Source organism: Marichromatium bheemlicum (assembly GCF_012276755.1).
Lineage (GTDB): Bacteria > Pseudomonadota > Gammaproteobacteria > Chromatiales > Chromatiaceae > Marichromatium > Marichromatium bheemlicum.
The window spans coordinates 19,344-42,544 of record NZ_JAAXKX010000003.1 but is presented as its reverse complement, the minus strand read 5'-3'; the positions used below and the strand labels follow the sequence as shown (position 1 = coordinate 42,544).

The following is a 23,201-nucleotide window of genomic DNA, read 5'->3' as shown; positions in this document are numbered from 1 at the left end:
AGTCGGCGAGGCTGGTGTGCATGATCGGCGATTGACGGGCAAGACGGTATCTTGGCGGTTCAAAGATTTCCCTGCCAGCCCCCTACTGCTGCGCGACGAAATCGCGCAGATAGGCGGCGAAGCGCTCGCCGAGTTCGGGGTGATCGAGACCGAACTCCACCGTCGCCTCCAGGTAACCGAGCTTGCTGCCACAGTCGTAGCGCTTGCCCTGGAAGGGGTGGGCGATCACCGGTTCGTCGGCGAGCAGTGCCGAGATCGCATCGGTGAGCTGGATCTCACCGCCGGCGCCGGTACCGGTGCTCTCGAGCTTGTCGAAGATCGCCGGGGTGAGCAGATAGCGCCCGACCACGGCGAGGTTAGAGGGGGCGTCCTCGGGCGCCGGCTTCTCGACGATCGAGACCACCCGCAGCTCGCCGTCGGCGCCCGACTCGACCTCGACGATACCGTACTTATGCGTCTCCTCGCGTGGCACCTCCTGGACGCTGAGCACGCTGCAGCCGTAGCGCGCGTGCACCTCGGCCATCTGCTCGACCACGCCCTTTTCATCGGCACGGATCAAGTCGTCTGCGAGCAACACCGCAAAGGCCTCGTTGCCGACCACCGGCTTGGCGCAGAGCACGGCATGCCCCAGCCCCAGCGCCTCGGCCTGACGGACATAGGTACAGGAGGTACGCTCGGAGAGGACGTTGCGCACCACCTTGAGCAGCGTCTCCTTGCCTGCCTCGGCCAGCTCGACCTCGAGTTCGAAGGCCTTGTCGAAGTGATCCTCGATCGAACGCTTGTGGCGACCGGTGATGAACACCAACTGATCCACGCCGGCGGCCTCGGCCTCCTCGGCGGCGTACTGGATCAGTGGCTTGTCCACGATCGGCAGCATCTCCTTGGGGCTAGCCTTGGTTGCCGGCAGGAAGCGGGTACCGAGACCGGCCACCGGAAAGACTGCCTTGTGAATCTTCGCCATCGAATCCTCTCCTCTCATCGATTGGGTTGCTTGTTGCGGCCCACCTCGACGCGGGCAGTGCACTGCCGCGCGGCCAGCACGGGGAGACCAGGACTCGACCCGCGCCAGCAAGGTGCCGCGTTCAGTCCGCGAGTTCGCGTTCGATCGCCGCCAGCGCCGCCAGCGGATCGGCCGCGGCGGCGATGGGGCGACCGATCACCAAGTAATCGGAGCCGGCGGCCAGCGCCTCGCGTGGGGTCATCACCCGTTTCTGGTCCCCCGTCGCCGCCCAGCTCGGGCGCACCCCCGGGGTGACCAACACAAACTCCTCGCCCAACGCCGCACGCACCATGGCCGCCTCGCGCGGTGAGCAGACGATGCCGTCGAGACCGGCCTCGCGACCGAGTGCAGCGAGCGCCGATACCCGCTCGCCCGGCGTACCCGGACAGCCGACCTCGGCCAGGTCGTCGCCGTCGAGGCTGGTGAGCACGGTCACACCGATCAACAACGGCGCCTTGGGCAGGGCGTCGAGCCGTTCACGCGTGGTCTCGATCATGCGCCGCCCACCGGTGACGTGGACGTTGACCATCCAGACCCCCAGGTCAGCCGCCGCGGCACAGGCCGCGGCGACGGTGTTGGGGATATCGTGGAACTTGAGATCGAGGAAGACCTCGAAACCGCGCGCCTGCAAGGTGGCAACGAAGTCCGGCCCGAGCCGGGTAAACAGCTCCTTGCCGACCTTGAGCCGGCAGCGCGTCGGGTCGAGCTGATCGACCAGGGCGAGCGCCGGCTCGCGGGCAGGAAAATCGAGGGCCACGATGATAGGTGTCGACTGGGTCACGGGGATTCCTTCAAGGGTTCGGGTTATGGGTCGGCGTCTGGGCCAGACGCGGACCCTCGAGCCCGGCGTCGATCACCAGCGGCTCAGGCTGCACTGGCACCACCGAGCCCCAGCGCTTGCAGCTCGGGCACTGCCAGTGCAAGGCGCGCGCCTGGAAACCACAATGATCGCATTGATAGGCCGGCTGGCGCGCGGCCAGATGGCGAATCACCGCCAACGCTCGTTCGAGACGCAGCGCCGTGGCGGTATCGGGCAAGGCGCTCAACTCCAACGCCAGTAGCCGTTCGAGTCCGAGCAGATCGGCAAAATGGGCGAGATGCGCGCAGAGCAGATCGAGCGCCTCGCCCCGACCGCGCGTCGCCGCGATCCGCTCGGCCAGTGCCACGACCAACGCCGGGCTGGGATGGCGCGCGACCAGAGCCTCGAGCACCAGCAGCGGATCCTCGCCCGGAACACGTTCGAGCGCCTCGATCAGTGCCGGCAGGATCTCGGGGAGGTAGGCGCCGTGGCGCACCACCAAGCCTCGGAACAACGCCAGCGCTTGCTCCGGCTCACCGTCCTCGAGTGCCGCACGGCCCTCGAGGATGCAGGCGCGCACGCACGCCGGATCGATCTCACGCGCCCGGGCCAGCTGGGTACGAGCACGTGCGCAGTCCCCCTGGCGCCGTGCCTCCTCGGCCAGCTCGCAGTGATAATGGGCGATCTCGGCATCGAGCACCGCCTCACCGCCCGGGCGCAACTGCTTGGCGACCTCGAGACAGCGCTCCCAGTCACGCTCCTGCTGATAGATCTCGCGCAGCCCGGCCAGGGCGCGCTGACGGTGCAGGCCCAGCCCGGCCAATTCCTGAAACAGCAACTCAGCCCGATCGAGCAACCCGGCGCTCATGTAATCCTGCCCCAACTCGAGCAGGGCATAACCACGCTGCTCAGCGTCAAGGCTGGGACGCGCCATCAGGTTCTGGTGGATACGGATCGCGCGGTCGACCTCGCCGCGCCGGCGAAACAGGCTACCAAGGGCGAGATGGGTCTCGACCGTCTCATCGTCGACCTCGGCGAGTGCGATGAACAGATCGAGCGCCTTGTCGGGTTGCTCATCGAGCAGATAGTTGAGGCCACGCAGGAAGCTCGGGGAGGCGGTGCGGCGAGCGGCACCGGACGGGGCAGGATCGCGCCGCGCCAGCCACCAACCAGAGGCCGCCGCGATCGGCAGCAGCAGGAACAGGATCTCGATCACGCGCGCACTCCATCGAGCCGGGCCGAGGCCACGCCAGGGACGCAAGGGCAGCGCCACTGCGGCCACGGCAGGGGACTACGGCGAGCGTCCCCGCACGGCCCGTGCATGACTACCCGCCCGCCTCGCACCACAGGCGTGCAAGGGCCGAAGGGGGGGGCACCAAGTAATCCGGATCGGTCGCTCACTCGCTCAATCATAACAGGGTGAGACCTTCAGCCGCACGAACCGTGCCGTAGCCAGTACCCCGCCACCCCTTGCGTGACACGCCATCCCGCCCCAGATTGGCCACATCAACACCTCGACCAGGAGGTCCGCCCAATGCGCGAACTCGACCAACAGCTGGTCCTCATCACAGGAGCGACCGGCAATCTCGGCCGCGCCACGGCCTCCGCCTTCGCACGCCGCGGCGCGCGGCTAGCCCTGCTCGCACGCGACCCCGAGGCACTCGAACGCACACGCAACGAACTCGAACCGACCGCCAGCGTCGACTGTCTCGCCTGCGACCTACTCGATCCCACGGCACTCCACGCCAGCCTCGCGCAACTGCTCGAGCGCCACGGTCGGCTCGACACCTTGGCCAACCTCGCCGGCGGCTTCGCCATGGGCCGACCGCTGCACCAGACCAACGACGCCGACTGGGACCGGATGCTCGACATCAACGCCCGCACCCTGCTCCATAGTGCGCGTGCCGCCGTCCCCCACTTACTCGCCGCGGGTGGCGGCGCCATGATCAATGTCTCGGCCCGCGCTGCCCGCCCCGCCGGCGCCCACATGGGCCCCTACAGCGCCGCCAAGGCGGCGGTGATCGCGCTCACCGAGACCCTCTCGGCCGAGCTGCGCGACCAGCACATCAACGTCAACTGCATCCTTCCCGGCACCGTCGACACCCCGGAGAACCGCGCCGCCATGCCCGACCAGGACCCCAGCGCCTGGGTCACGCCGGCGGCGATCGCCGAGGTCATCGTCTTTCTCGCCTCCCCCGCCGCACGCGCCATCACCGGGGCAGCGATCCCGGTCTATGGACGGAGTTAGCGACCAGTCGACAGCTGGGGGATGAACCGCAAAGATACCGTCTTGCCCGTCAATCGCCGATCACGTACACCAGCCTCGCCGACTGGAGGCTGGATGCTGATCGCTGGAAGCTGATTCGAACCGCAAAGACACCAAGGGCGCAAAGGAGAGAAGTGCCCCCAGCGGTCAGCCGCCAGCCACCAGTGGCGGCCTCCCCTCAAACACCGCCGCCAGACACCTGCGCAACGGCTGGCGGCTGGAGGCTGAGAGCTGATCTCGTAGGTTGGGTTAACCGTCCGCCCACCATGCCATCGACGAAGCTGCGGCGTTCGTCGACGGTTAACCCAACACCGGGGCGCGGGCGCCAAGCGTCGAGGTCGGCGTTGGGTTGCCGCTGGCAACCCAACCTACAGACTGAGCCAGTCTCGTAGGTTGGGTTAACCGTCCGCCCGCCATGCCATCGACGAAACTGCCACGTGAGGTTCCCCTTGCGCCAGGCCCTCAAGTCTGGCGATCGCGAGGCACTGGAGCGGGCGCGCGATTCGTTGCTCAACCTACTCGGCGATCTCGGCTATTTCGATCGACTCTATCTGCTCGACGACGAGGGCAAGCTGCTGCTCGCCCCTTCGCCGAAGACACCGATACCGACCGCCGGCACACGCCTGGCCCAGCGCGCGAGGGCGCGGCGGCGGCCAACGAGGGCTTCGCCCACAGTCATCAGCTCAACGAGCTGTCACAGGGGTTGACCGAGCGCGTCACCTTCTTCCGGATCCGAGGCTGAGGCGGGCGCAACGCCGTTCGGAGACACGCGCCCGCCGTGCCTCAGCACGAACCACCCTCATCTCCCCTCCCCGGGGGCACCTCGGCACGGCGCGGCTCCGGCAGCGGATCGTCGAGCAGCTGCAGCAGCGTCGCCAGTGATTCACTGGCATGCCGCAACACCGCCCGTTCGCGATCGCGCTCGGCGCGCCCGCGCGCCGCCGGGGCACGCGCCAGGGTGCGGATACGCTCGAGCTGGTGCATGCAGCGCGCACGCAGGACCCGCAGTCGGCGGGCACGCTCGCGATTGGCACGGCGCAACCGCGCACGTGCCGCATCCTCCGCCCCGGGCGTCTCGGCCAACTGCAGATCGCGCAGCGCGATCGCCTCGGCCATGGCATTACGCCACCAGTGCGAGAAGATGGCGCGATGGTCGGCCAGGGTGTTGAGCGAGCGGGCCATGGCGTCGATCTCGTCACGGGCGCCGGGGCGGGTGGGAATACGCTGGCGCGGATTCTCATAGGTCAGACGGTCGAGCAACCCGGCCATCTCACGCACCGGTCGCACCAGGCGTACGGTGAACACCAGCGCCAACAGGGTGCCGACGAGGGTGGCGGCGAGCGCCAGGTAGAGGTTGCGCCGCGCCCGCTCGGCCGAGGCCGTATCGATCGCTTGCACCGTCTCCTCGAGCCGGGCACGGGCCGCCGCCAACGCGCGCTCGACCAGCGGGGTGACGGCGGCAGCGGCACGGTCCATCTGCTCGCGTAGCAGGGCGATCTCGCGGTCCTGTTCGACCAGCGCGCGAAAATCACGCAGATAGGCCTCGAGCAGGCGCTCGAGATCGACACGCTCCTCGGTCTCCAGCGCGGCGGCGGCGAGCCCCTGTGCGAGCGCGGCGGCGATGTGCTCGACCAGCACCGCATACCCATCGGCACCGCGCAGCAGATAGTCCTTCTCGCGCCGGCGCAACTGCAACAGCTCGCGTTCGAGCGCCGGCGCCCACTGCGCCAGCCGCGCCTCCAGGGCATGGGCACTGGCGCGGAAGTCACCCTGCAGGCCGCTGTCGTGATCGAGTCCACGCCGGTGCCAGGCGGCCTCGACCTCGCCGAAGCGCACCAGATAATCACCGAGCGAGGCGCGAATGGCCACGGCGGCGGCCTCGGCGGGGACATCGATCCTCGCCAGCCGCGCGCCCCAGTCGAGCAGCGCCGCACCCTCGCGCCGCACCCGCTCGGCCTGGAGCGGATCGCGCGCGACGAGGAACCTGGCCTCGGCATCGCGCAGCGCGATCAGGTGGCGCTCGATGGCGAGGGCCGCCTCCTGACGAGCCCCGGCGAGCAGGTGCAGCGCACGATGCTGCTCGAGCGCCGCGCGCAGTTCGCGCTGATCGTGCCAGATCACCGTGAGGAAGATCAGGGCCACCGCCCCAAAACCGAGCACGAGCTTCTCGCCGATACGCAACCGGCCTGCAATCTGGTTCAATGCACCGCCTCCGTCATCACCCCGACCGCACGCAACGACCGACCCCATGCCGCGCCGCCCGGTATCATGCGCGACCTTGTACCAAAAAGATGGCGACCCGATTGCCGTTTTTTGCCACTATGTCGCCGGCCGCAACCTGAATGTCATCCAATGCTCAACGCATCCTGGTCGCGACGTCCAGTCGCCACCCGGCCCGGTCGTCGACCGGTGCCGGGCGTCGTCGATCAACCAGTACGACCCGACCCATGATCAATCCCTATCCATACCGGTCGCTCCCGCCGTATCCGCCGAGGAGGATGAAGCCATGAAACCCAGCAACCCGATCGCCGACCTGTTCGGTCGTTCGCCGTTCAAGCCGATGCAGGAGCACATGCACCTGGTCGACGCCTGCGTGGCCCTGCTCCCGGAGCTGTTCGCCGCCCTGATCGAGGGCGATCGGGAGCGCCTCGAGCACGCCCAGCGCGCAATCGTCGACCAGGAGCACGCCGCCGATCAGGCCAAGAACCGGATCCGGCTGCGCCTGCCACGCAGCCTGTTCATGCCGGTCGATCGGCGTGACCTGCTGGCGGTGCTCGAGACCCAGGACGCCATCGCCGACACCGCGCAAGAGATCGCCGGGGTGTTGGTGCAGCGCCAGATGCCCCTGCCGGCGGTGATGAAGAGCGACCTGACGGCCCTGGTCGAGCGCTGCATCGACGCCTGCGGCCAGGCCTCGCGGGTGGTCGACGAGCTCGACGAACTGCTCGAAACCGGCTTCCGTGGCCGCGAGGCGGCCCGGGTCGAGGAGATGGTCGAGACCCTCTGCGACATCGAGAGCGAGACCGACGCCCTGGTTGCCTCGCTCAACCGCACCCTGTTCGCCCACGAGACCGAACTCGACCCGGTCTCGGTGGTGTTCTGGTATCGCCTGATCGAGCGCATCGGCGACCTCGCCGATCATGCCGAGAAGGTCGGCGAACGCCTGCTACTGCTTATCGCGCGTTGATGCGCATCGACCCGCCGCCACATCCGGCATCGTTTTGGAGGAAGCGTGGAAATCATCAGTGAGTGGGGATCGGTCTTCCTGATCCTGGCCATCGTATTCGGTCTCTACATGACCTGGGGCATCGGCGCCAACGACGTCGCCAATGCCATGGGCACCTCGGTCGGCTCCGGGGCCATCACCGTCAAGCAGGCGATCGTGATCGCCGCCATCTTCGAGTTCGCCGGGGCCTTCATCGCCGGCGGCAACGTCACCTCGACCATCCGCAGCGGCATCATCGATGCCGGCGCGGTGGCCACCCAGCCCGAGCTACTGGTCTTCGGCATGCTCGCGGCACTGCTCGCCGCGGCGATCTGGCTGATGATCGCCTCGACCCGTGGCTGGCCGGTCTCGACCACCCACTCGATCGTCGGCGCCATCGTCGGCTTCGCCGTCGCCGGCATCGGCATCCATGCGGTGCACTGGGACAAGATCGGCCAGATCGTCGCCAGCTGGGTGATCTCACCAGTGCTCGGCGGCGCCGTGGCGCTGCTACTGATGCTGAGCATCCGCACCCTGATCCTCAACACCGAGGATCCCTTCCGTCAGGCCAAGCGCTGGGGGCCGGTCTATGTCTTCCTGGTCGGCTGGATCGTCAGTCTGGTGACCCTGTTCAAGGGACTCAAGCACCTCGACCTGCATCTCTCGCTACAGGCGACCCTGTTCACTGCCACCTTGTTCGGTCTGGCCACCGCTGCCATCGGCAAGGTGCTCATCGACCGGGTCAAGGTCGACCCCAACGCCGATCGCAGCTTCCACTTCGCCAGCGTCGAGCGGGTGTTCACCCCGATGATGCTGTTTACCGCCTGCGCCATGGCCTTCGCCCACGGCTCCAACGATGTCGCCAACGGCATCGGTCCGCTGGCGGCGATCGTGGCGATCATCAACAGCGGCGGCGAGGTGATGGCCCAGGCCCCGCTGCCGCTGTGGGTGCTCGCCCTCGGCGGTGTCGGCATCGTCGTTGGGCTGGCGACCATGGGCTATCGGGTAATGCAGACCATCGGCACCAAGATCACCGAACTCACCCCGACGCGCGGTTTCTGCGCCACGCTGGCCGCGGCCAGCGTGGTGGTGCTGGCCTCCAAGACCGGGCTGCCGGTCTCGACCACCCACATCGCCGTCGGTGCAGTGATGGGCGTAGGGCTCTCACGCGGGATCGCCGCACTCGACCTGCGGGTGATCGGCAACATCGTGCTGTCGTGGATCATCACCCTGCCCGCCGGCGCCATCCTCGCGGCGATCTTCTTCTATGTCCTGGCGGGCATCTTCGGCTGAATCGAGGCCCGGGGGGCGGTCACGATGAACGACGGGGCCAGCAACCTGGTGCTGCCACTGCACCCGATCGAGTCTCCGTACTATGTCCGGGGTGTACCGCTCTCCCCCGAGGTCCGCTTCGGCCAGCTGCTGGTGACCGGCCCACCGGGGTCGGGCAAGACCACCCTGGTCGAGCGCCTCGGCGGCTGGCCCGGCGAGGGCTATGTCGATCTCTCGCACAAGGGCTGGTGGCGCGATCGCGCGCTCGCGCTACGCCCGCGCGAGATCCATCTCGGCCTGCCCTTCGTCGACCAGCCCGAGGCGCTGGCGCTGTTCGATACCGCCTGGCTCGAGGGCTGGCAACGCTTGCAGCTCGACCCGACGCAGATCCAGATCCCGCCACCGCGGCGCTCACTGCTCGGCATCGACTGGCGGCGGCGCTTCGCCTTCGAGTTCCTGCTCCCCGACCCCGAGACCATCGTCGCCGACCGCCTCGAGCGCGCGCGGCGCGGCACCCACCCGATCGACCAACACATCGAGCCCGAACAGATCCGCGCCCAGGTCGAGACCTGCGCGCGCCTGGCGATCATCCTCCATCACGCCGGGATGATCGTGCACGTGCGCGAGCGCGCCCTGGCGATCCCGGCACGCCTCGCCATCACCCCAGAAGCCTCCTCTCATGGTGCCCAAACGCAACGCCCGTAAGACCTTCCTGCAGCAGTTCCACAGCCTGGTCCAGGAGATGGAAGGCTGCGAGGACGTCGATCTCAGCGGTTCGCTGCGACTCGGCGGCGAGAAGGTCCGTATCCCCGCCCCGACCCTACCGCTACAGATCCAACTCGGCGCCGATCCCGGCTATCGCCTGCACCTCTACCCGGAGCTGCGCTTCGACGCCAACGCCGAACTCCAACCCAGCGGCGACTATCTGCTGTTCGACCCCGAGGAGTACTTCTCCGGGATCAGCGGCTTTCTCCGTCTCTACCACGGCGAGGCACTCACCCTCGGTCGCCGTGACCAACTGCAACGCCGCCTGCTGCGCTACCCCAAGCTGGTCGAGGACCGCCATCTGCGGCTCAAGCTCTCGCCCAAGGGGCTGGCGCTCAAACGCAAATCGGCCCGGGCACCGGCCTGTATCGCTCCGCTGACCGCCCGGGTGGCGCGCGAGCGCATGGCCCGCTGGCGCCGTCGCCAACTCGGGCGCTTGCACGGGCTGCTGCGCGGCCCACTCGAACCCCTGCCGGACAGCGCGGCGCTGGCCTTGATCGAGCAGGTGATCGCGCTGCTGGCCACCGAACCCTATCGGGTTCACACCGCCGCGGGCGAACCCGGTGGCCTGCTGGCCTTACCCGACCGGCCCAGCCCGATCTTCGTCGGTGATCTCCACGCCCGCGTCGACAACCTGCTGGTGGTACTCACCCAGAGCGGATTCCTGGAGGCGCTCGGCGCCGGTGACGCGATGCTGATCCTGCTCGGCGACGCGGTCCAACCCGACGCCCCGGGGCGCGAGGCGGAGATGGAGGACTCGGTGCTGATGATGGAACTGATCTTCCGTCTCAAGGTACGTTTCCCCGACCGGGTGTTCTATCTGCGCGGCAACCACGACAGTTTCTCCGACGAGATCAGCAAGGCCGGCATCCCCCAGGGGCTGATCTGGGAGCAGCACCTGATCCGCAGCCGCGGCCAGGCCTATCGCGACGCCATGCAGCGCCTCTACGCGCTGCTGCCCTATGTTGCCGTGGCCCCCAGCTACATCGCCTGTCATGCCGGACCACCGACCGGGCACTGCACCTGGCAGATGCTCGTCGAGATCGCCCGTCACCCGCGCCTCGCCCACCAACTCACCCATGTGCGACTGCGCCGCAACAACTCGCCCAAGGGCTATGGCGCCGGCGATCTGGCGCGACTGCGCCGCTGTCTCGGGGTGCGCGAGCAGACCCCCTGCATCGTTGGCCACACCCCGCTGTCACGCGACGAGACCTGCTGGCTCGACGCCGGCGGCATCGCCAACCACCATGTGCTCTACGGCGCCCACCCCGACTGGATCGGGGTAATCAGTCGCGGACGCAAGCATCTGCTGCCGCTACGCTATCCGACCGAGCCACTACTGGCCGCCTACAACCACTTCGCGCGCCACGCCTGAGGCCTACCGGGCGCCGTCACGATCCCGTCAAACAGATGTCATAATGCGGGGGTCGCCGGCGCAGCGTCTGGCGTCCACCCCGATCCTGGCACCATGACCGGCCTGACCAACCCACAGGCGATCAGGAGCACCGATGACCGACTCGCCCGCAACCCGCCCGATCCTGGTGCCGGTGGACTTCTCACCGCACTCGGAGGCCGCCCTGGCCTTCGCCGCCGAGCTGGCCGACTACCGCCGCGGCGCGCTGTTGATCCTGCACGTGGTCCACGACCCCTTCAGCATGCCCGGGTACTACGGCCGCGCCCTCAAGAAGAAACAGCTCCACCGCATCGAAGACGGCGCCGCCGAGATGTTTGACGAGTTCGTCGCCGCGGTCCGCGCGCGTCATCCCGACCTCGCCACACTGCAGACGGCCGAGACCCTGCTGGTCAAGGGACTGCCCAGCACCCGTATCCTCGAGGTCGCCGAACGCCAGGCGGCGCCACAGATCGTGATGGGGAGCAAGGGCCTGACCGGGCTCAGGCACCTGCTGATCGGTTCGGTCGCCGAGCGCGTGGTCCACCGCGCCAAGACCCCGGTGACCATCGTCAAGTCCCCCCGCACCCGCACTCCATGAAGCCACTCCCGCGCAACCGCCCTGGACATCGCTTGTCGCCACTGCTGCTCACCGGCGCCCTGTTCACGCTCGCCCTGCCCGGCCTCGCCCTGGCCGACGGCACCGCCGAGACGATCGACTGGGCCACCATGGGCATGGGGCTGTTCGGTGGCCTGGCGCTGTTCCTGTTCGGCATGGAGCAGATGGCCAACGCGCTCAAGGCGGTCGCCGGCGAGCGCATGAAGGACATCCTCGCCAAGCTCACCACCAACCGCTTCATGGGCGCGCTCACCGGCGCCTTCGTCACTGCGGTGATCAACTCCTCCTCGGTGACCACGGTGCTGGTGGTCGGCTTCATCAGCGCCGGGCTGATGACCCTGTCGCAGTCGGTCGGGGTGATCATGGGCGCCAATATCGGCTCGACGGTGACCGCCCAACTGATCGCCTTCCAGATCACCGAGGCGGCGTTGTTGATGATCGGCACCGGCTTCATGCTGCAGTTCTTCGCCAAGCGCGAGCGCATCCGTCACTACGGCGGGATGCTGATGGGGCTGGGGATGGTGTTCTTCGGCATGGGGGTGATGAGCGAAGCGATGGCGCCGCTGCGCAGCTACCAGCCCTTCCTCGACTTCATGACCCACCTGGAGAACCCGCTGCTCGGCATCCTGGTGGCGGCGGTCTTCACCGGGCTGATCCAGTCCTCGGCGGCGACCACCGGCATCGCCATCGTCATGGCCAGCCAGGGCTTCATCACCCTGCCGACCGGCATCGCCCTGGCCTTCGGCGCCAACATCGGCACCTGTGTCACCGCGTTGCTGGCGGCGATCGGCAAGTCGCGCGAGGCGCTGCGCGCGGCGCTGGTGCACGTCATCTTCAACGTCGCCGGGGTGGTGCTCTGGGTCGGTTTCATCGGCGAGTTGTCGATCCTGGTGCAGGAGATCTCGCCGCGTCACCCCGAACTCACCGGCGCCGAGCGCCTCGCCGCCGAGGTGCCGCGCCAGCTGGCCAACGCCCACACCCTGTTCAACATCGCCAACACCCTGATCTTCATCGGCTTCGCCGGTCAGTTCGCACGCCTGGCCGAGTGGCTGGTGCCGGAACGCCCACTCGGCGAGGCGGCGGTGGTGGTACGCGCCAAGTACCTCGACGACGAGCTGCTCACCACCCCCTCGCTCGCGCTCGACCGGGTGCGCCTGGAGATCCTGCACATGGGTGAGTACGTCCAGCGCATGCTCGAGCACAGCATGCCGGCGATCCTCAGCGGCGACAAACAGCGGCTGCGCGAGGTCGAGCTGATGGACAACGACGTCGACACCCTGCACGCACAGATCCTCACCTATCTCGGTAAGATCAGTCGGTTGAGCCTCACCGAGCGCCAGACCGGTGAATTGATGGGGCTGATGGAGGCGGTCAACGACCTCGAGAACATCGGTGACGTGATCGAGACCAACCTGGTGATACTCGGTCACGAGCGTATCGACGCCGGGGTCTCGATCAGCCCGCCGACCCGCCAGGTCCTCAACGGCTTCCACCACAGCGTCACCCGCGCGGTGACCGCGGCGATCCAGGCGGTCGCGCAGAACAACGAGCTGGCCGCGCGCAGCGTCACCACCATGAAGCAAGAGATCTCGCGCATCGCCGACTCGGCGGCGGTACACCAGGCACAGCGCCTGGTCGCCCAGGAGCCCAAACGCATCCCCGCCTACACCATCGAGGTCGACATCATCGAGAAGCTCAAGCGCATCTACTACTTCGCCAAGCGCATGGCCAAGACCGTCGAGCAACCGCTCGACGAGGCCGCCTGAGCACTCAGCCAGCAAGCCCCGGACAGAGCCGCGGCAGGTCCTCGCGGAGGAAGCGGGCGTCGGGTGAAAACAGGTCGTAGTCGACGAGCGTCGGCAGCGCCACCATCCGCACCGCAGTGATCTCCGGCGAGCGCGGCGCCGCAGCGGCCGCGCGCAGCGGCGCGAAACCCGCGGCCGGGCGGCAGCGGAAATAGAAGTCGAGGCGGTAGGGACCGGGCTCCTCGGGAATGAAGGGCACGGCATCGACACGTAGCAACTCGATACCGTCGATGGCAAAACCCAACTCCTCCTCGACCTCACGCGCCAGGGTCGCCTCGAGCACGTCGTCCGGCGAGGCCGGCCCACCCGGCGCGGTGGGGCTGCCCGGGATCGACTCCACCGAACCGCCCGGCAGCCCCCAGGCGCCACGGCGCCGATAGCTGTGCTCGACCAGCAGCACCTCGGGCGGCGTCACCGTCTCGTCGATCATCACCGCCACCGCGCCCACCACCCAGCGGCGCGCGAACACCCCCTTGAGGAAACCGGCCAGGCGCGCCGGGAACAGCCGCCACACCCGCAACGCCAGGCGGTGCAACGGCGGGTGTCGTTCGATCCAGTGTGCAAGTCGAGAAAGCATCGGGTTACTCCGCTGAGGTGGAAGTCTCGGGGCCCAGCAACCCCAGCACTGCGGCGCTGGCACGCGCGCGGACCAGCGCGCCGAGGGCCGGGTCGGCCTCGCCGCAGAGCATCTCGCACAGCGGATCGGTCGGTGACTCGAAATCGCAGTGACCGGCCCCGGCGATCCGCTCGAGTCGCCCCCGTGGGGCCTGGGCATAGACCAGCCGTGCCCCATTGTGTGCATTGCAGCGCCCCGGCTCGCCCACCAGTCCGACCAACGGCACCGACAGCGCCGCGGCCGTGGCACGCCCGAGGCCGGCGGCGTCGACCAGATCCAGGGTGACCACACCACGGGCGCGCGGATCATTGCGCGCGGCCACCAACGCCGCCAGCCCACCGGCCGAGAAGCCGACATAGACCACCCGACGCGCACCGAGCCGATCGGCGACGCGGATCATCGCCAGACCGTTGCGCAGATGGGCGCCGTCCCAAGGGCGTTGCGCGGTGAAGTCGAGGGTCGCGCAATCGACCCCAGCCGCAGCCAGGGTTCGCGCCAGCCCGGCCAGGGTCGACTGCTCGCGCAGGAAACCGTGTCCGAGCACCACCAGGTCAGCGCGTCGTTCACCGTCTCCGGGGTAGAGGCGGAGGGGGGCGCCGGGCGTCACGCCACCTCCCGGCCCCGGGGTGGCACAACCGGCCAACAGCACACCGAGGGCAAGCAGAGAAGCGATGGCGCGCACAGCAGGCTCCTGTGGATCTGTTACGGGCGAAGGAAGCACAACCCGACGGCCGAGGTAAAGGGCCGCTCACCGCACCACGCGCTGACGGGGATGCCATTGCAGCCAGCACCGACGACCCGCAGATGCACGGGGAACCCTGTACGCAGTCCTGCAGCGCGGCATCGCGCGGAGGCCAGACGATGACCGACCGACCCCGTCCGTCCCCGTCCCCCGACCCCGGCGCCCACTGCCTGGTGTTCGGCGCCAGCGGCTATATCGGCAGTCATCTGGCGCCCTACCTTCAGACCCGTGGTCACCGGGTGCGTGCCAGCGCCCGCAATCCTGCGGTGCTCGCCGCGCGGGGCTGGACGGGCATCGAGCTGGTTGCCGCCGACGCCCTCGACCCCGCGAGCCTGCCAGCCGCGCTCGCCGACATCGAGGTCGCCTACTATCTGGTGCACTCGATGGCCGCCGGACGCGGCTTCGCCCGGCTCGACCTGGAGGCGGCGGCCAACTTCGCCGCCGCCGCGGCCGCCGCCGGGGTCGGGCGCATCGTCTATCTCGGCGGCCTGGCGCCGACGACGGCGCGCAGCGAGCACATCGTCTCGCGACGGCGCACCGGGGAGGTGCTGCGCGAGGGCCGGGTGCCGGTCACCGAGCTGCGCGCCGGGATCATCGTCGGTCCCGGCTCGGCGGCGTTCGAGGTGATGCGCGATTTGGTTTATCATCTGCCGGTGATGATCACCCCGCGCTGGGTGCAGTCCCTGTCGCCACCGATCGCGCTCGATAACCTGCTGTACTATCTCGCGCGTATCCCCTGGGTCGACGCCAGCGCGGGTCGCAGCTTCGATGCCGCGGGCCCACAACAGCTGACCTATGCCGAGATGATGCGCATCCTGGCCGAGACCGCCGGGCGTCGTCCCCCCTGGATCCTACCGGTCCCGGTCCTCACCCCGGGATTGTCAGCCTATTGGCTGCGGCTGGTCACGGCGGTGCCGACCGACATCGCCCGCGCCCTCATCGGCGGGCTGCGCCACGACTTCCATGCCGATGACGCCGCGCTGCGCCGCGCACTCCCGCAGCGACTGCTCGATTTCCGCGAGGCGGTCGCCGCCGCCCTCGCCGCCGAGCGGCGCACCGCCGTGATCAGCCGCTGGACCGAGGGCGCCCTCGGGGCACGCCAACAGCGCCCGGACTACGCCTATTACGCCAAGCGGCTGCGGGTGAGCACAGAGACCACGGCCGCGCCGGGGGCGTTGTGGCGACTGCTCGCGGCCATTGGCGGCGACAACCGCTACTACTGTCTCGACACCCTGTGGTCGATCCGTGAGTGGCTCGACTGGGCCATCGGCGGCCCCGGGCGCTGCCGCGGCCGGCGTCATCCGCAGCAGCTGCGCGCCGGCGATCGCATCGACCACTGGACGGTGGTCGGGCTCGAGCCGGGACGACGCCTCACCCTCGGGTTCGGCATGCGCGCCCCCGGGGCGGGTATGATGGAGTTCGAGATCGAGCCGTACGGTCACGACCGTACCCGGCTCATCACCACCGGCTACTGGCATCCCGCCGGGGTCTGGGGGCTGCTCTACTGGTATGCGCTGGAACCCATCCATCGCCTGGTATTCAAACGGCTGACCCGCGAGATCTGCCGCCGCGCCGAGCGCGAGACGCCCGGTCCCGACGCGCTCGCGCACACTCAAGACAAGAGGTGACAACCACATGGACTCAGGTATCGATTCTTCCATCGCCCGTCCCGAGCAGCGCGCCAGCACCGCTGGCCTCGAGCTGCCACCGGCGCTCGAGGCACCCATGCACGACTTCGTCACCGAGCATGGCGGACGCATCCGCTACTATGTCGACGGCCCGAGCGATGCACGCCCGCTGCTGCTGGTGCATAGCATCAACGCCGCACCCAGCGCCTTCGAGATGAAACCGCTGTTCGAGCGCTATCGCGGCGAGCGCCGGGTCTACGCCCTCGACCTGCCCGGTTTCGGCCACTCCGACCGCGGCAACCGTCGCTACTCGCCCGAACTCTACGCCAACGCCCTGATCGACTTCCTCGACCAGGTCGTCGAGGGCGAGGGTGAGATCGACCTCATCGCCTTCTCCCTCGGCTGCGAATTCGCCGCTCGTGCCACCGCACAACGCCCGCAACGCATCGGCTCGCTGGTACTGCTCTCGCCCACCGGTTTCAACGCCCGCGCCATGCCCACCGGGGTCGCCGCCGAGCGCGTCCATCGCGCCCTCAGCATCCCCGGCCTCAACGATGGGCTGTTTCGACTGCTGACCTCGCGCCCGAGCATCAAGTACTTCTATCGTCAGGCCTTCGCCGGCCCCACCCCGTCCGAGATGGTCGACTACGCCTACGCCACCTCACACCAGCCCGGGGCCAAGTACGCACCGCTCTACTTCCTCTCCGGGCAGCTGTTCACCCCCGAGGCCGGCGAGCGCCTCTATGCCGCGCTCACCCAGCCGGTGCTGGTGCTCTACGACCGCGATCCCAATATCGACTTCCACGAGCTGCCCGACTTCCTCTGCCGCCACGACAACTGGCGCGCCGAGCGCATCGCACCGACCCGTGGTATGCCGCAGTGGGACCGACCCGCCGAGACCACGGCGGCCATCGACCGCTTCTGGTCCGAGCAGCCGGCCAACTGACGGCGCCGGCCCCGACACCGCCTTGACATCACCGCCGGCGCGCCCGTGCGCGCCGTGCGCTCAATCCCGGTCCATCGATCTATCCCATGCTTGCACCGCTCCAACGCCTCGAGCAGCTCAAGGCTCGCGTTCGCGAGGCGATCGCCACCCCCGGCTTCGGTCACCCCCACGGGCTCGTCTCGCTCGCACTCGAGCTGCCCCAGCCGCTCCATGCCGCCCCCGAGCTCTCGGGACCGCGCTTCCAGTTCGCCCACAGCCACCGCGGCGAGCTGCGCGCCGGCTACGGCATCGCCGCCGAGTGGCAGGCCGCGGGCGAGCAGCGGTTGCAGCGGCTGCGTGAACAGGCACGCGCCGCAGCTACCGACTGGCACCAGCTCGACCCCGACGAGACCGGACTCGGTGGCTTCGCCATGCTCGGCTTCGCTGCCACCCCGGAGCCGACCACCACGCCCGGCGCCTCCGACCTGCCCAATGCCGTCTACTGGATCCCCGAGGTTGCACTCAGCACCTCCGGCGAGCAGTCGGCGCTGATCCTCAGCACCCGCCTGCCGGTCGAACCCGAGGCCCTGCTGACACGTTGGGACGCTTGGCTGGAGCGACTGGTGCCGCTGCTCGCACAACCGGCCCGCGCCCCGCTGACCCCGGCGACCCTGGAACGCGGTCCCAGCGAGCCGGCACTCGAACCCTGGCGCGACCTGGTGCTCGCCGCGCTCGATGCCATCGAGCGTGACGGCCCGCTGGAGAAGCTGGTGCTGTGCCGACGCCAGCGTCTGCAGGGCCACCGCCGCTTCGACCTCGACCGGCTCAACGACGCCCTGGCCTATCTCTTCCCCTCTTGTCAGGTGATCAACGTCCGTCACCGCGAGAGCTGCTTCGTCGCCGCCACCCCCGAGCGCCTGTTCACCCTGCGCGGGCGTCGGGTCGAGGCCGACGCCATCGCCGGCACCGCCTGTCGCGCCGCCGATGCTGCACGCGACGCGGCACTCACCGCCGAGCTACTCGGCTGCGCCAAGAACCTGCACGAGCACCAGGTGGTGGTCGCGGCGGTCGGTGCCGCCCTCGAGCGCTGCTGCACGCGACTCGAACCGGTCGAGGGACCGCGGGTGATGCAGCTCAACAACGCCCAGCACCTGTGGAGCCTGGTGCGCGGCGAGGTCGACGCCGCGGGTGACGTGTTCAGTCTCGCCGAGTTGCTCCACCCCACCCCGGCGACCAACGGCCAGCCGCGGCGCGACGCCCACGACTGGCTGCGGCGCAACGAGCCCTTCGAACGCGACTGGTACACCGGCGCCGCCGGCATCGTCGAGCCCGACCTTAGTGGCGAGCTGTGGGTGCTGCTGCGCTGCGCCCGGGTCGCCGCCGACAGCGCCGAACTCTATGCCGGCGCCGGCATCGTCCCCGGCTCCGACCCGGTTAGCGAGTGGGAGGAGATCGACCACAAGTTCGCCGCCATCGCCACCGCGCTGCAGTTCGCCTGAGGGGACACCGATGATCGATCAGGGAACCTGTAACCTGAACTGGTGCGCTGCACTGCTCGACGGCCTGATCGCCGGCGGCGTGGCGACCCTGGTGCTGTCGCCGGGCTCGCGCTCGACGCCGCTGATCCTCGCCGCGCAGCGTCGCCCCGAACTCACCATCGAGCCGATCCTCGACGAGCGCAGCGCCGCCTTCTACGCCCTCGGCCTGGCCGCTGCGGCACGCCGCCCGGTCGCGCTGCTCGCCACCTCGGGGAGCGCGCCGGCGCACTGGCTGCCGGCGGTGATCGAGGCGGCCCAATCCGACCACCCACTGGTCCTGCTCTCGGCCGATCGCCCCCCCGAACTCCATGGCTGGGGGGCCAACCAGACCATCGACCAAGGTCAGTTGTTCGTGCCCTTCGCGCGCGAGTGTCACGACCCCGGCCCGGCCACCGCCGACCCGGCGGCGCTGAAGATGGTGCGCGCGCTCGGTGCGCGCGTTGCCGCCGTCGCGCGGGGACCGCGCCCCGGCCCGGTGCACATCAACCTGCCGCTGCGCGAACCGCTGGTGCCCGAGACAGCACTGCCACCGCTGCCACGGCCCCGACCGACACCACCGGCGCCACCACCGGCGACCTGGAGCGGCGGCGCCCCGGACCCGCATCGCGCCACGCAGGTACGGACTCTACTGCGCGGACGCGGGCTGATCTGCTGTGGCCCGGACAGCGCCCGTCCGGGACTCGCACCACGGCTCTGGCAGCTCGCCGACCACCTCGGCGTGCCGGTGCTCTGCGACCCACTCTCCGGGCTGCGCTTCGGCCCCGGCAGCGCAGCGCGCATCGCCCGCTACGACAGCTTCCTGCGCAATCCCCAAGCGCGTGCGCAACTACGCCCGGACTGGGTGGTGAGCCTCGGTCGCACGCCCGTCTCCAAGACCCTGCTCGGCTGGCTCGCCGGCACCCCCACCCTGCGCATTGACCCGGCGGCACGTTGGAGCGACCCCAACCACGACGTCGCCGTGCTCCTCGATGCCGACCCGGCGGCCTGCTGCGACTGGCTCGGCGAGCAGCTCGACCCGGCCCCGACACACTGGCTGGAGCACTGGCAACACGCCGAGCGCCGCATCGAGGCGATCGCCGCCGAGCACCTGGCCGAATCGCCCTGGTGCGAGCCACAGCTGCTCACCACCCTGCTCGCCCACATCGACCCCGATGCCGGACTGCTGTGCGCCAACTCGATGCCGATCCGCCAGCTCGACACCTGGATCGGTGCCCGCGCCACGCCGCTACGGCTGTTCTGTAACCGTGGCGCCAGCGGTATCGACGGCCAGGCCTCGACGCTCGCCGGGATCAATGCCGCCGGGGTGCATTGTCACGGGCTGCTCGGCGACCTGTCGCTGCTCCACGACCTCTCCGGTCTACAGCTGCTACAGCGCCTCGACCGCCCCTGCGTGGTGCTCAATAATGGCGGCGGGCGCATCTTCGATTATCTCCCGCAGCAGGGGGTCGAGGGCTTCGAGCGGCTCTGGCGCACCCCGCAGTCGCTCGACCTCGCGGCCCTGGCCCGTGGCCACGGGCTCGCCCATCACGCCGTCGAGGGCGCGGCCGACTTCGCCGCCACCCTCGCCCGCGACGATGCCGCCGGGATCATCGAGGTACGTCTCGACGCCGAGCGCAGCCGTACCGTGCACCAGACCTTCTGGAGCCGGCTGCACGAGGACACCGGTTTGCTCAAGTAACGCCCCTTGGCGTTCGGCGCCGCGGGCGGGAGGCCCGCGCCCTGTTTCATCTCATCGCCCCGGCCAGGAGGCCTGGACGACGCCTTCTCCAGTCATCTTTCAGAGGTCCTACAAGGTGGAGTCAGACAACCCCAACCAGTCCGTCCAACTGCCCGCCCCGAGCGCGGCCGACCCGAGCCGTCCGATCGCCTGGGAGACCCCGGCCGGCGCGCCCGAGTACCAGGACATCCTCTACCACCAGGCCGAGCGCATCGCGCGTATCACCATCAACCGCCCCGAGGTGCGCAACGCCTTTCGCCCGCAGACGGTGCGCGAGCTGATCGACGCCTTCCGCCGTGCCCACCTCGACCCCAAGGTCGGGGTGATCGTGCTCACCGGCGCCGGTGACCTCGCCTTCTGCTCCGGCGGCGACCAGCGCATCCGTGGCCACGAGGGCTATCGCGACGAGGCCGGGGTCGAGCACCTCAACGTGCTCGAGCTGCAGCGCCAGATCCGCACCCTGCCCAAGCCGGTGGTGGCCATGGTCGCCGGCTACGCGATCGGCGGCGGTCACGTGCTGCACCTGATCTGTGATCTCAGCATCGCCGCCGACAACGCCCGTTTCGGCCAGACCGGACCGCGCGTGGGCAGCTTCGACGGCGGCTTCGGCGCCGGCATCATGGCGCGCACCGTGGGGCTGAAGAAGGCCAAGGAGATCTGGTTCCTGTGCCGTCAGTACGACGCCGCCGAGGCACTCGACATGGGCCTGGTCAACACCGTGGTACCGCTCGCTGAACTCGAGCGCACCACCGTCGAGTGGTGCCGGCGCATGCTCCAGCTCTCCCCCACCGCGCTGCGTATCCTCAAGGCCTCGTTCAATGCCGACACCGACGGCATGGCCGGCATCCAGGAGCTGGCGGGCAACGCCACCGCGCTGTTCTATACCACCGAGGAGGGGCAGGAGGGCCGCAACGCCTTCCTCGACAAGCGCGACCCCGACTTCAGCCGCTTCCCCTGGCGCCCCTGACGTGAGCGCACCGCACTCGACCCTGGTGCGCTGGATCCTGGCGACCCGGCCCAAGACCCTGCCGATGGCCTTGGCGCCGGTGATCGCCGGCATCGCCCTGGCGGTGGCGCAGACCGGACGGCTCGCGCCGCTCACCGCGCTCTGCACCCTGCTCGCGGCGATGGCCATCCAGATCGGCACCAATCTGCACAACGACGCCGTCGACTTCGAACGCGGCACCGATGGGCCCGGCCGGCTCGGACCGGCGCGCGCCAGCGCCGAGGGTTGGTTCAGCGCACGCCAAGTGCGCCTGGCCGCGCACCTGGCCTTCGCCATCGCCTTCGTCCTCGGCATCGCCCTGTTGTGGCGCGGCGGCTGGCCGATCCTGGTGATCGGCCTGGCCTCGCTGGCCGCCGGCTACGCCTATACCAGCGGCCCGCGACCGATCGCCTACGGCCCCTTCGGCGAACTCTACGTGCTGCTGTTCTTCGGCCTGGCCGCAGTCGGCGGTACCTACTACCTGCAGACCCTGAGCTTCGGCTGGACCCCGCTGCTGGTCGGGCTGGCGCTGGGGCTGCCGGCGGCGGCGGTACTGGTGATCAACAACTATCGCGACCTCGACAGCGATCGCCAGGCCGGACGCCGCACCCTCTGTCACTACCTCGGGCGGGCCCGCGCGCGGCTGCTCTACACCCTGCTGCTGCTGTTGCCGATCCCCATCCTGTTGCTCGCCGGGATACCGGCCAACCCCTGGCCACTACTCGCCGCGCTCCCCCTGGCGTTGATGTTGGCGAGCACGCTGCTACGCGGCGCCGAGGGACGGGTACTCAATCAGCAGCTGGCGCGCACCGCGCTCTACCAGAGCGCGCTGACCCTGCTGCTGGTGGTGGCGCTGGCGCTCTAGGGCGATGAGCGTCGCGCTGCGCATCACCCCCTACACCCTGGCGCTGGCGCGCGACTGGGCCAGCGCCCGCGGCGGTTTCGTCCAACGCCGCGGCTGGCTGGTCAGGGCCAGCGCCGGTGGCGTCAGCGGCTGGGGCGAGTGCGCGCCGCTGCCGGCGGCCGGGACCGAGCAAGCGGACGTCGCCGAGGCCGCGCTCGCGCGGGTGCTCGGGGCGGCTGGCGCGCTCGGCGCCGAGGCGTTGCTCGACCGACTCGAGGCCCTGACCCTCGCCGCCCCGGCGGCGCGACACGGGGTCGAGAGCGCCCTGCTCGACCTGATCGCGCGCCGCCGCGGGCTGACGCTGCGCGCCCTGCTCGACCCCGCGGCCCCGGCACGGGTTGAGGTCAACGCCGTGCTCGGCGCCCTCGACGACGATCCGGCCAGCGCGCTCAACGCGGCCGCGGCGCGCGGCGCGCGGGTGTTCAAGCTCAAGCTCGGGGTTGCGGAACCGCGTACCGAGCGCGCGCGACTCCGCGAGCTCGCCCACCACCTGCCACCACGGACACGGCTGCGGCTCGACGCCAACGGCGCCTGGGACGCGGCCACCGCCGCGACCATGATCGAGACCTGTCGCACGCTGCCGGTCGAATCGCTCGAAGAACCGCTGCGCGAGCCCGACCCGACGACCCTAGCCGCACTGCAGGCGCGCGCGCCCTTCGCCCTGGCACTCGACGAATCGCTCGCCGGGCCGCTCGCCGGGCTCGCCCCGGAGCGGCTCGGGGTGCGGCGGCTGGTGCTCAAGCCCGCCGTCCTCGGCGGCCCGCGCGCCACCCGGGCGCTCGCCGAGCACGCCCGCGCCGCCGGGCTCGAGGTGGTGCTCACCAGCGTGGTCGAGAGCGCCGCCGGGCTGTGGATCGACGCCCAGCTCGCCGCCGCGCTGGCGCCGGCGCAGACCCACGGGCTCGACACCGCCGCCTGGCTCGCCGAGGACCTCGGGGTCGCTCCCTCTCCGCGCGAGGGCGTCATCACCCTCCCCGAGACACCGGGCTCGGGCTTCACCCCCTTCCCCGCCGCGGCGCCCTGAG

General features: G+C 69.7%; 21 protein-coding genes. 15 read left to right on the top strand and 6 right to left on the bottom strand.

The features are described from left to right. Nucleotides 1–82: 82 nt before the first annotated feature. The 3 genes from galU to lapB form a co-directional block, all read right to left on the bottom strand. Nucleotides 83–961, bottom strand: a complete 879-nt coding sequence (gene galU, locus HF203_RS03430) for a UTP--glucose-1-phosphate uridylyltransferase GalU (protein WP_168666603.1) — start codon at nt 959–961, stop codon at nt 83–85. Between the two features lie 121 nt (nt 962–1,082). Next, nucleotides 1,083–1,781, bottom strand: a complete 699-nt coding sequence (gene pyrF, locus HF203_RS03425) for an orotidine-5'-phosphate decarboxylase (RefSeq protein ID WP_168666601.1) — start codon at nt 1,779–1,781, stop codon at nt 1,083–1,085. A 10-nt stretch (nt 1,782–1,791) separates the two neighbouring features. Beyond that, nucleotides 1,792–3,015, bottom strand: coding sequence for a lipopolysaccharide assembly protein LapB (lapB, locus tag HF203_RS03420; RefSeq protein WP_168666599.1), 1,224 nt, complete (start codon nt 3,013–3,015; stop codon nt 1,792–1,794). Between the two features lie 318 nt (nt 3,016–3,333). Here lapB and HF203_RS03415 point away from each other — a divergent pair, with 318 nt between their 5' ends. Continuing rightward, a complete protein-coding gene (locus tag HF203_RS03415; RefSeq protein WP_168666597.1) occupies nt 3,334–4,047 on the top strand; it encodes an SDR family oxidoreductase in 714 nt (237 codons plus the stop codon). Between the two features lie 467 nt (nt 4,048–4,514). Then, the gene (locus HF203_RS03410) at nt 4,515–4,772 is read left to right on the top strand and encodes a hypothetical protein (protein WP_168666595.1); all 258 of its coding nucleotides are present in this window, start codon (nt 4,515–4,517) and stop codon (nt 4,770–4,772) included. 76 nt (nt 4,773–4,848) lie between these two features. On the opposite strand, the gene HF203_RS03405 is transcribed toward HF203_RS03410, so the two are convergent. Next, nucleotides 4,849–6,267 (bottom strand): hypothetical protein, encoded by a 1,419-nt coding sequence (locus HF203_RS03405; RefSeq protein WP_168666594.1) that lies wholly within the window; start codon nt 6,265–6,267, stop codon nt 4,849–4,851. A gap of 304 nt (nt 6,268–6,571) precedes the next feature. On the opposite strand from HF203_RS03405, the gene HF203_RS03400 reads away from it, so the two are divergent. The 6 genes from HF203_RS03400 to HF203_RS03375 all read left to right on the top strand — a co-directional run bounded on the left by HF203_RS03400 (nt 6,572) and on the right by HF203_RS03375 (nt 13,082). Further along, nucleotides 6,572–7,252, top strand: coding sequence for a TIGR00153 family protein (locus tag HF203_RS03400; RefSeq protein ID WP_168666592.1), 681 nt, complete (start codon nt 6,572–6,574; stop codon nt 7,250–7,252). A gap of 45 nt (nt 7,253–7,297) precedes the next feature. Next, a complete protein-coding gene (locus tag HF203_RS03395) occupies nt 7,298–8,563 on the top strand; it encodes an inorganic phosphate transporter (protein WP_168666590.1) in 1,266 nt (421 codons plus the stop codon). A gap of 24 nt (nt 8,564–8,587) precedes the next feature. After that, entirely contained in the window at nt 8,588–9,247 is a 660-nt protein-coding gene (locus tag HF203_RS03390) for an ATP-binding protein (protein WP_168666588.1), read from the top strand. Continuing rightward, a complete protein-coding gene (locus HF203_RS03385; RefSeq protein WP_168666586.1) occupies nt 9,222–10,682 on the top strand; it encodes a metallophosphoesterase in 1,461 nt (486 codons plus the stop codon). Before HF203_RS03390 ends, HF203_RS03385 begins: the two co-directional genes overlap by 26 nt. A gap of 133 nt (nt 10,683–10,815) precedes the next feature. Then, entirely contained in the window at nt 10,816–11,298 is a 483-nt protein-coding gene (locus tag HF203_RS03380) for a universal stress protein (RefSeq protein WP_168666584.1), read from the top strand. Continuing rightward, nucleotides 11,295–13,082 carry a Na/Pi cotransporter family protein gene (locus tag HF203_RS03375; RefSeq protein WP_168666582.1) on the top strand — a complete coding sequence of 596 codons (1,788 nt, stop codon included), beginning with the start codon at nt 11,295–11,297 and terminating at the stop codon, nt 13,080–13,082. Before HF203_RS03380 ends, HF203_RS03375 begins: the two co-directional genes overlap by 4 nt. Before the next feature lie 4 nt (nt 13,083–13,086). Here the strand turns inward: HF203_RS03375 and HF203_RS03370 are convergent, their stop codons facing one another. Together HF203_RS03370 and HF203_RS03365 are read right to left on the bottom strand one after the other, a co-directional pair. After that, a complete protein-coding gene (locus HF203_RS03370; RefSeq protein WP_168666580.1) occupies nt 13,087–13,698 on the bottom strand; it encodes an NUDIX hydrolase in 612 nt (203 codons plus the stop codon). A 4-nt stretch (nt 13,699–13,702) separates the two neighbouring features. After that, nucleotides 13,703–14,419, bottom strand: a complete 717-nt coding sequence (locus HF203_RS03365) for an alpha/beta hydrolase (protein WP_168666578.1) — start codon at nt 14,417–14,419, stop codon at nt 13,703–13,705. Between the two features lie 179 nt (nt 14,420–14,598). Between HF203_RS03365 and HF203_RS03360 the strand changes: the two genes are divergently transcribed. From HF203_RS03360 to menC, 7 genes are all read left to right on the top strand, one after another. After that, on the top strand, nt 14,599–16,107 hold the full coding sequence (locus HF203_RS03360; protein WP_168666576.1) for a DUF2867 domain-containing protein: 1,509 nt from the start codon (nt 14,599–14,601) through the stop codon (nt 16,105–16,107). Between the two features lie 7 nt (nt 16,108–16,114). After that, entirely contained in the window at nt 16,115–17,053 is a 939-nt protein-coding gene (locus tag HF203_RS03355; protein ID WP_168666574.1) for an alpha/beta fold hydrolase, read from the top strand. 86 nt (nt 17,054–17,139) lie between these two features. Continuing rightward, on the top strand, nt 17,140–18,531 hold the full coding sequence (locus tag HF203_RS03350; RefSeq protein WP_168666572.1) for an isochorismate synthase: 1,392 nt from the start codon (nt 17,140–17,142) through the stop codon (nt 18,529–18,531). A 10-nt stretch (nt 18,532–18,541) separates the two neighbouring features. Next, a complete protein-coding gene (gene menD, locus HF203_RS03345) occupies nt 18,542–20,248 on the top strand; it encodes a 2-succinyl-5-enolpyruvyl-6-hydroxy-3-cyclohexene-1-carboxylic-acid synthase (RefSeq protein WP_168666570.1) in 1,707 nt (568 codons plus the stop codon). Nucleotides 20,249–20,396: 148 nt separating this feature from the next. After that, nucleotides 20,397–21,254 (top strand): 1,4-dihydroxy-2-naphthoyl-CoA synthase, encoded by an 858-nt coding sequence (gene menB, locus HF203_RS03340; RefSeq protein ID WP_043762868.1) that lies wholly within the window; start codon nt 20,397–20,399, stop codon nt 21,252–21,254. 1 nt (nt 21,255) lies between these two features. Further along, on the top strand, nt 21,256–22,137 hold the full coding sequence (locus HF203_RS03335) for a 1,4-dihydroxy-2-naphthoate polyprenyltransferase (protein ID WP_343043872.1): 882 nt from the start codon (nt 21,256–21,258) through the stop codon (nt 22,135–22,137). A gap of 4 nt (nt 22,138–22,141) precedes the next feature. After that, nucleotides 22,142–23,200 (top strand): o-succinylbenzoate synthase, encoded by a 1,059-nt coding sequence (gene menC / locus HF203_RS03330; protein ID WP_168666568.1) that lies wholly within the window; start codon nt 22,142–22,144, stop codon nt 23,198–23,200. Nucleotide 23,201: the final 1 nt, after the last annotated feature.

Coding starts and splice junctions, on each gene's coding strand:
- galU (WP_168666603.1), bottom strand. CDS start 961: ATGGCGAAGATTCACAAGGCAGTCTTTCCGGTGGCCGGTCTCGGTACC.
- HF203_RS03415 (WP_168666597.1), top strand. CDS start 3,334: ATGCGCGAACTCGACCAACAGCTGGTCCTCATCACAGGAGCGACCGGC.
- HF203_RS03400 (WP_168666592.1), top strand. CDS start 6,572: ATGAAACCCAGCAACCCGATCGCCGACCTGTTCGGTCGTTCGCCGTTC.
- HF203_RS03390 (WP_168666588.1), top strand. CDS start 8,588: ATGAACGACGGGGCCAGCAACCTGGTGCTGCCACTGCACCCGATCGAG.
- HF203_RS03385 (WP_168666586.1), top strand. CDS start 9,222: ATGGTGCCCAAACGCAACGCCCGTAAGACCTTCCTGCAGCAGTTCCAC.
- HF203_RS03380 (WP_168666584.1), top strand. CDS start 10,816: ATGACCGACTCGCCCGCAACCCGCCCGATCCTGGTGCCGGTGGACTTC.
- HF203_RS03375 (WP_168666582.1), top strand. CDS start 11,295: ATGAAGCCACTCCCGCGCAACCGCCCTGGACATCGCTTGTCGCCACTG.
- HF203_RS03370 (WP_168666580.1), bottom strand. CDS start 13,698: ATGCTTTCTCGACTTGCACACTGGATCGAACGACACCCGCCGTTGCAC.
- HF203_RS03360 (WP_168666576.1), top strand. CDS start 14,599: ATGACCGACCGACCCCGTCCGTCCCCGTCCCCCGACCCCGGCGCCCAC.
- HF203_RS03355 (WP_168666574.1), top strand. CDS start 16,115: ATGGACTCAGGTATCGATTCTTCCATCGCCCGTCCCGAGCAGCGCGCC.
- HF203_RS03350 (WP_168666572.1), top strand. CDS start 17,140: ATGCTTGCACCGCTCCAACGCCTCGAGCAGCTCAAGGCTCGCGTTCGC.
- menD (WP_168666570.1), top strand. CDS start 18,542: ATGATCGATCAGGGAACCTGTAACCTGAACTGGTGCGCTGCACTGCTC.
- menC (WP_168666568.1), top strand. CDS start 22,142: ATGAGCGTCGCGCTGCGCATCACCCCCTACACCCTGGCGCTGGCGCGC.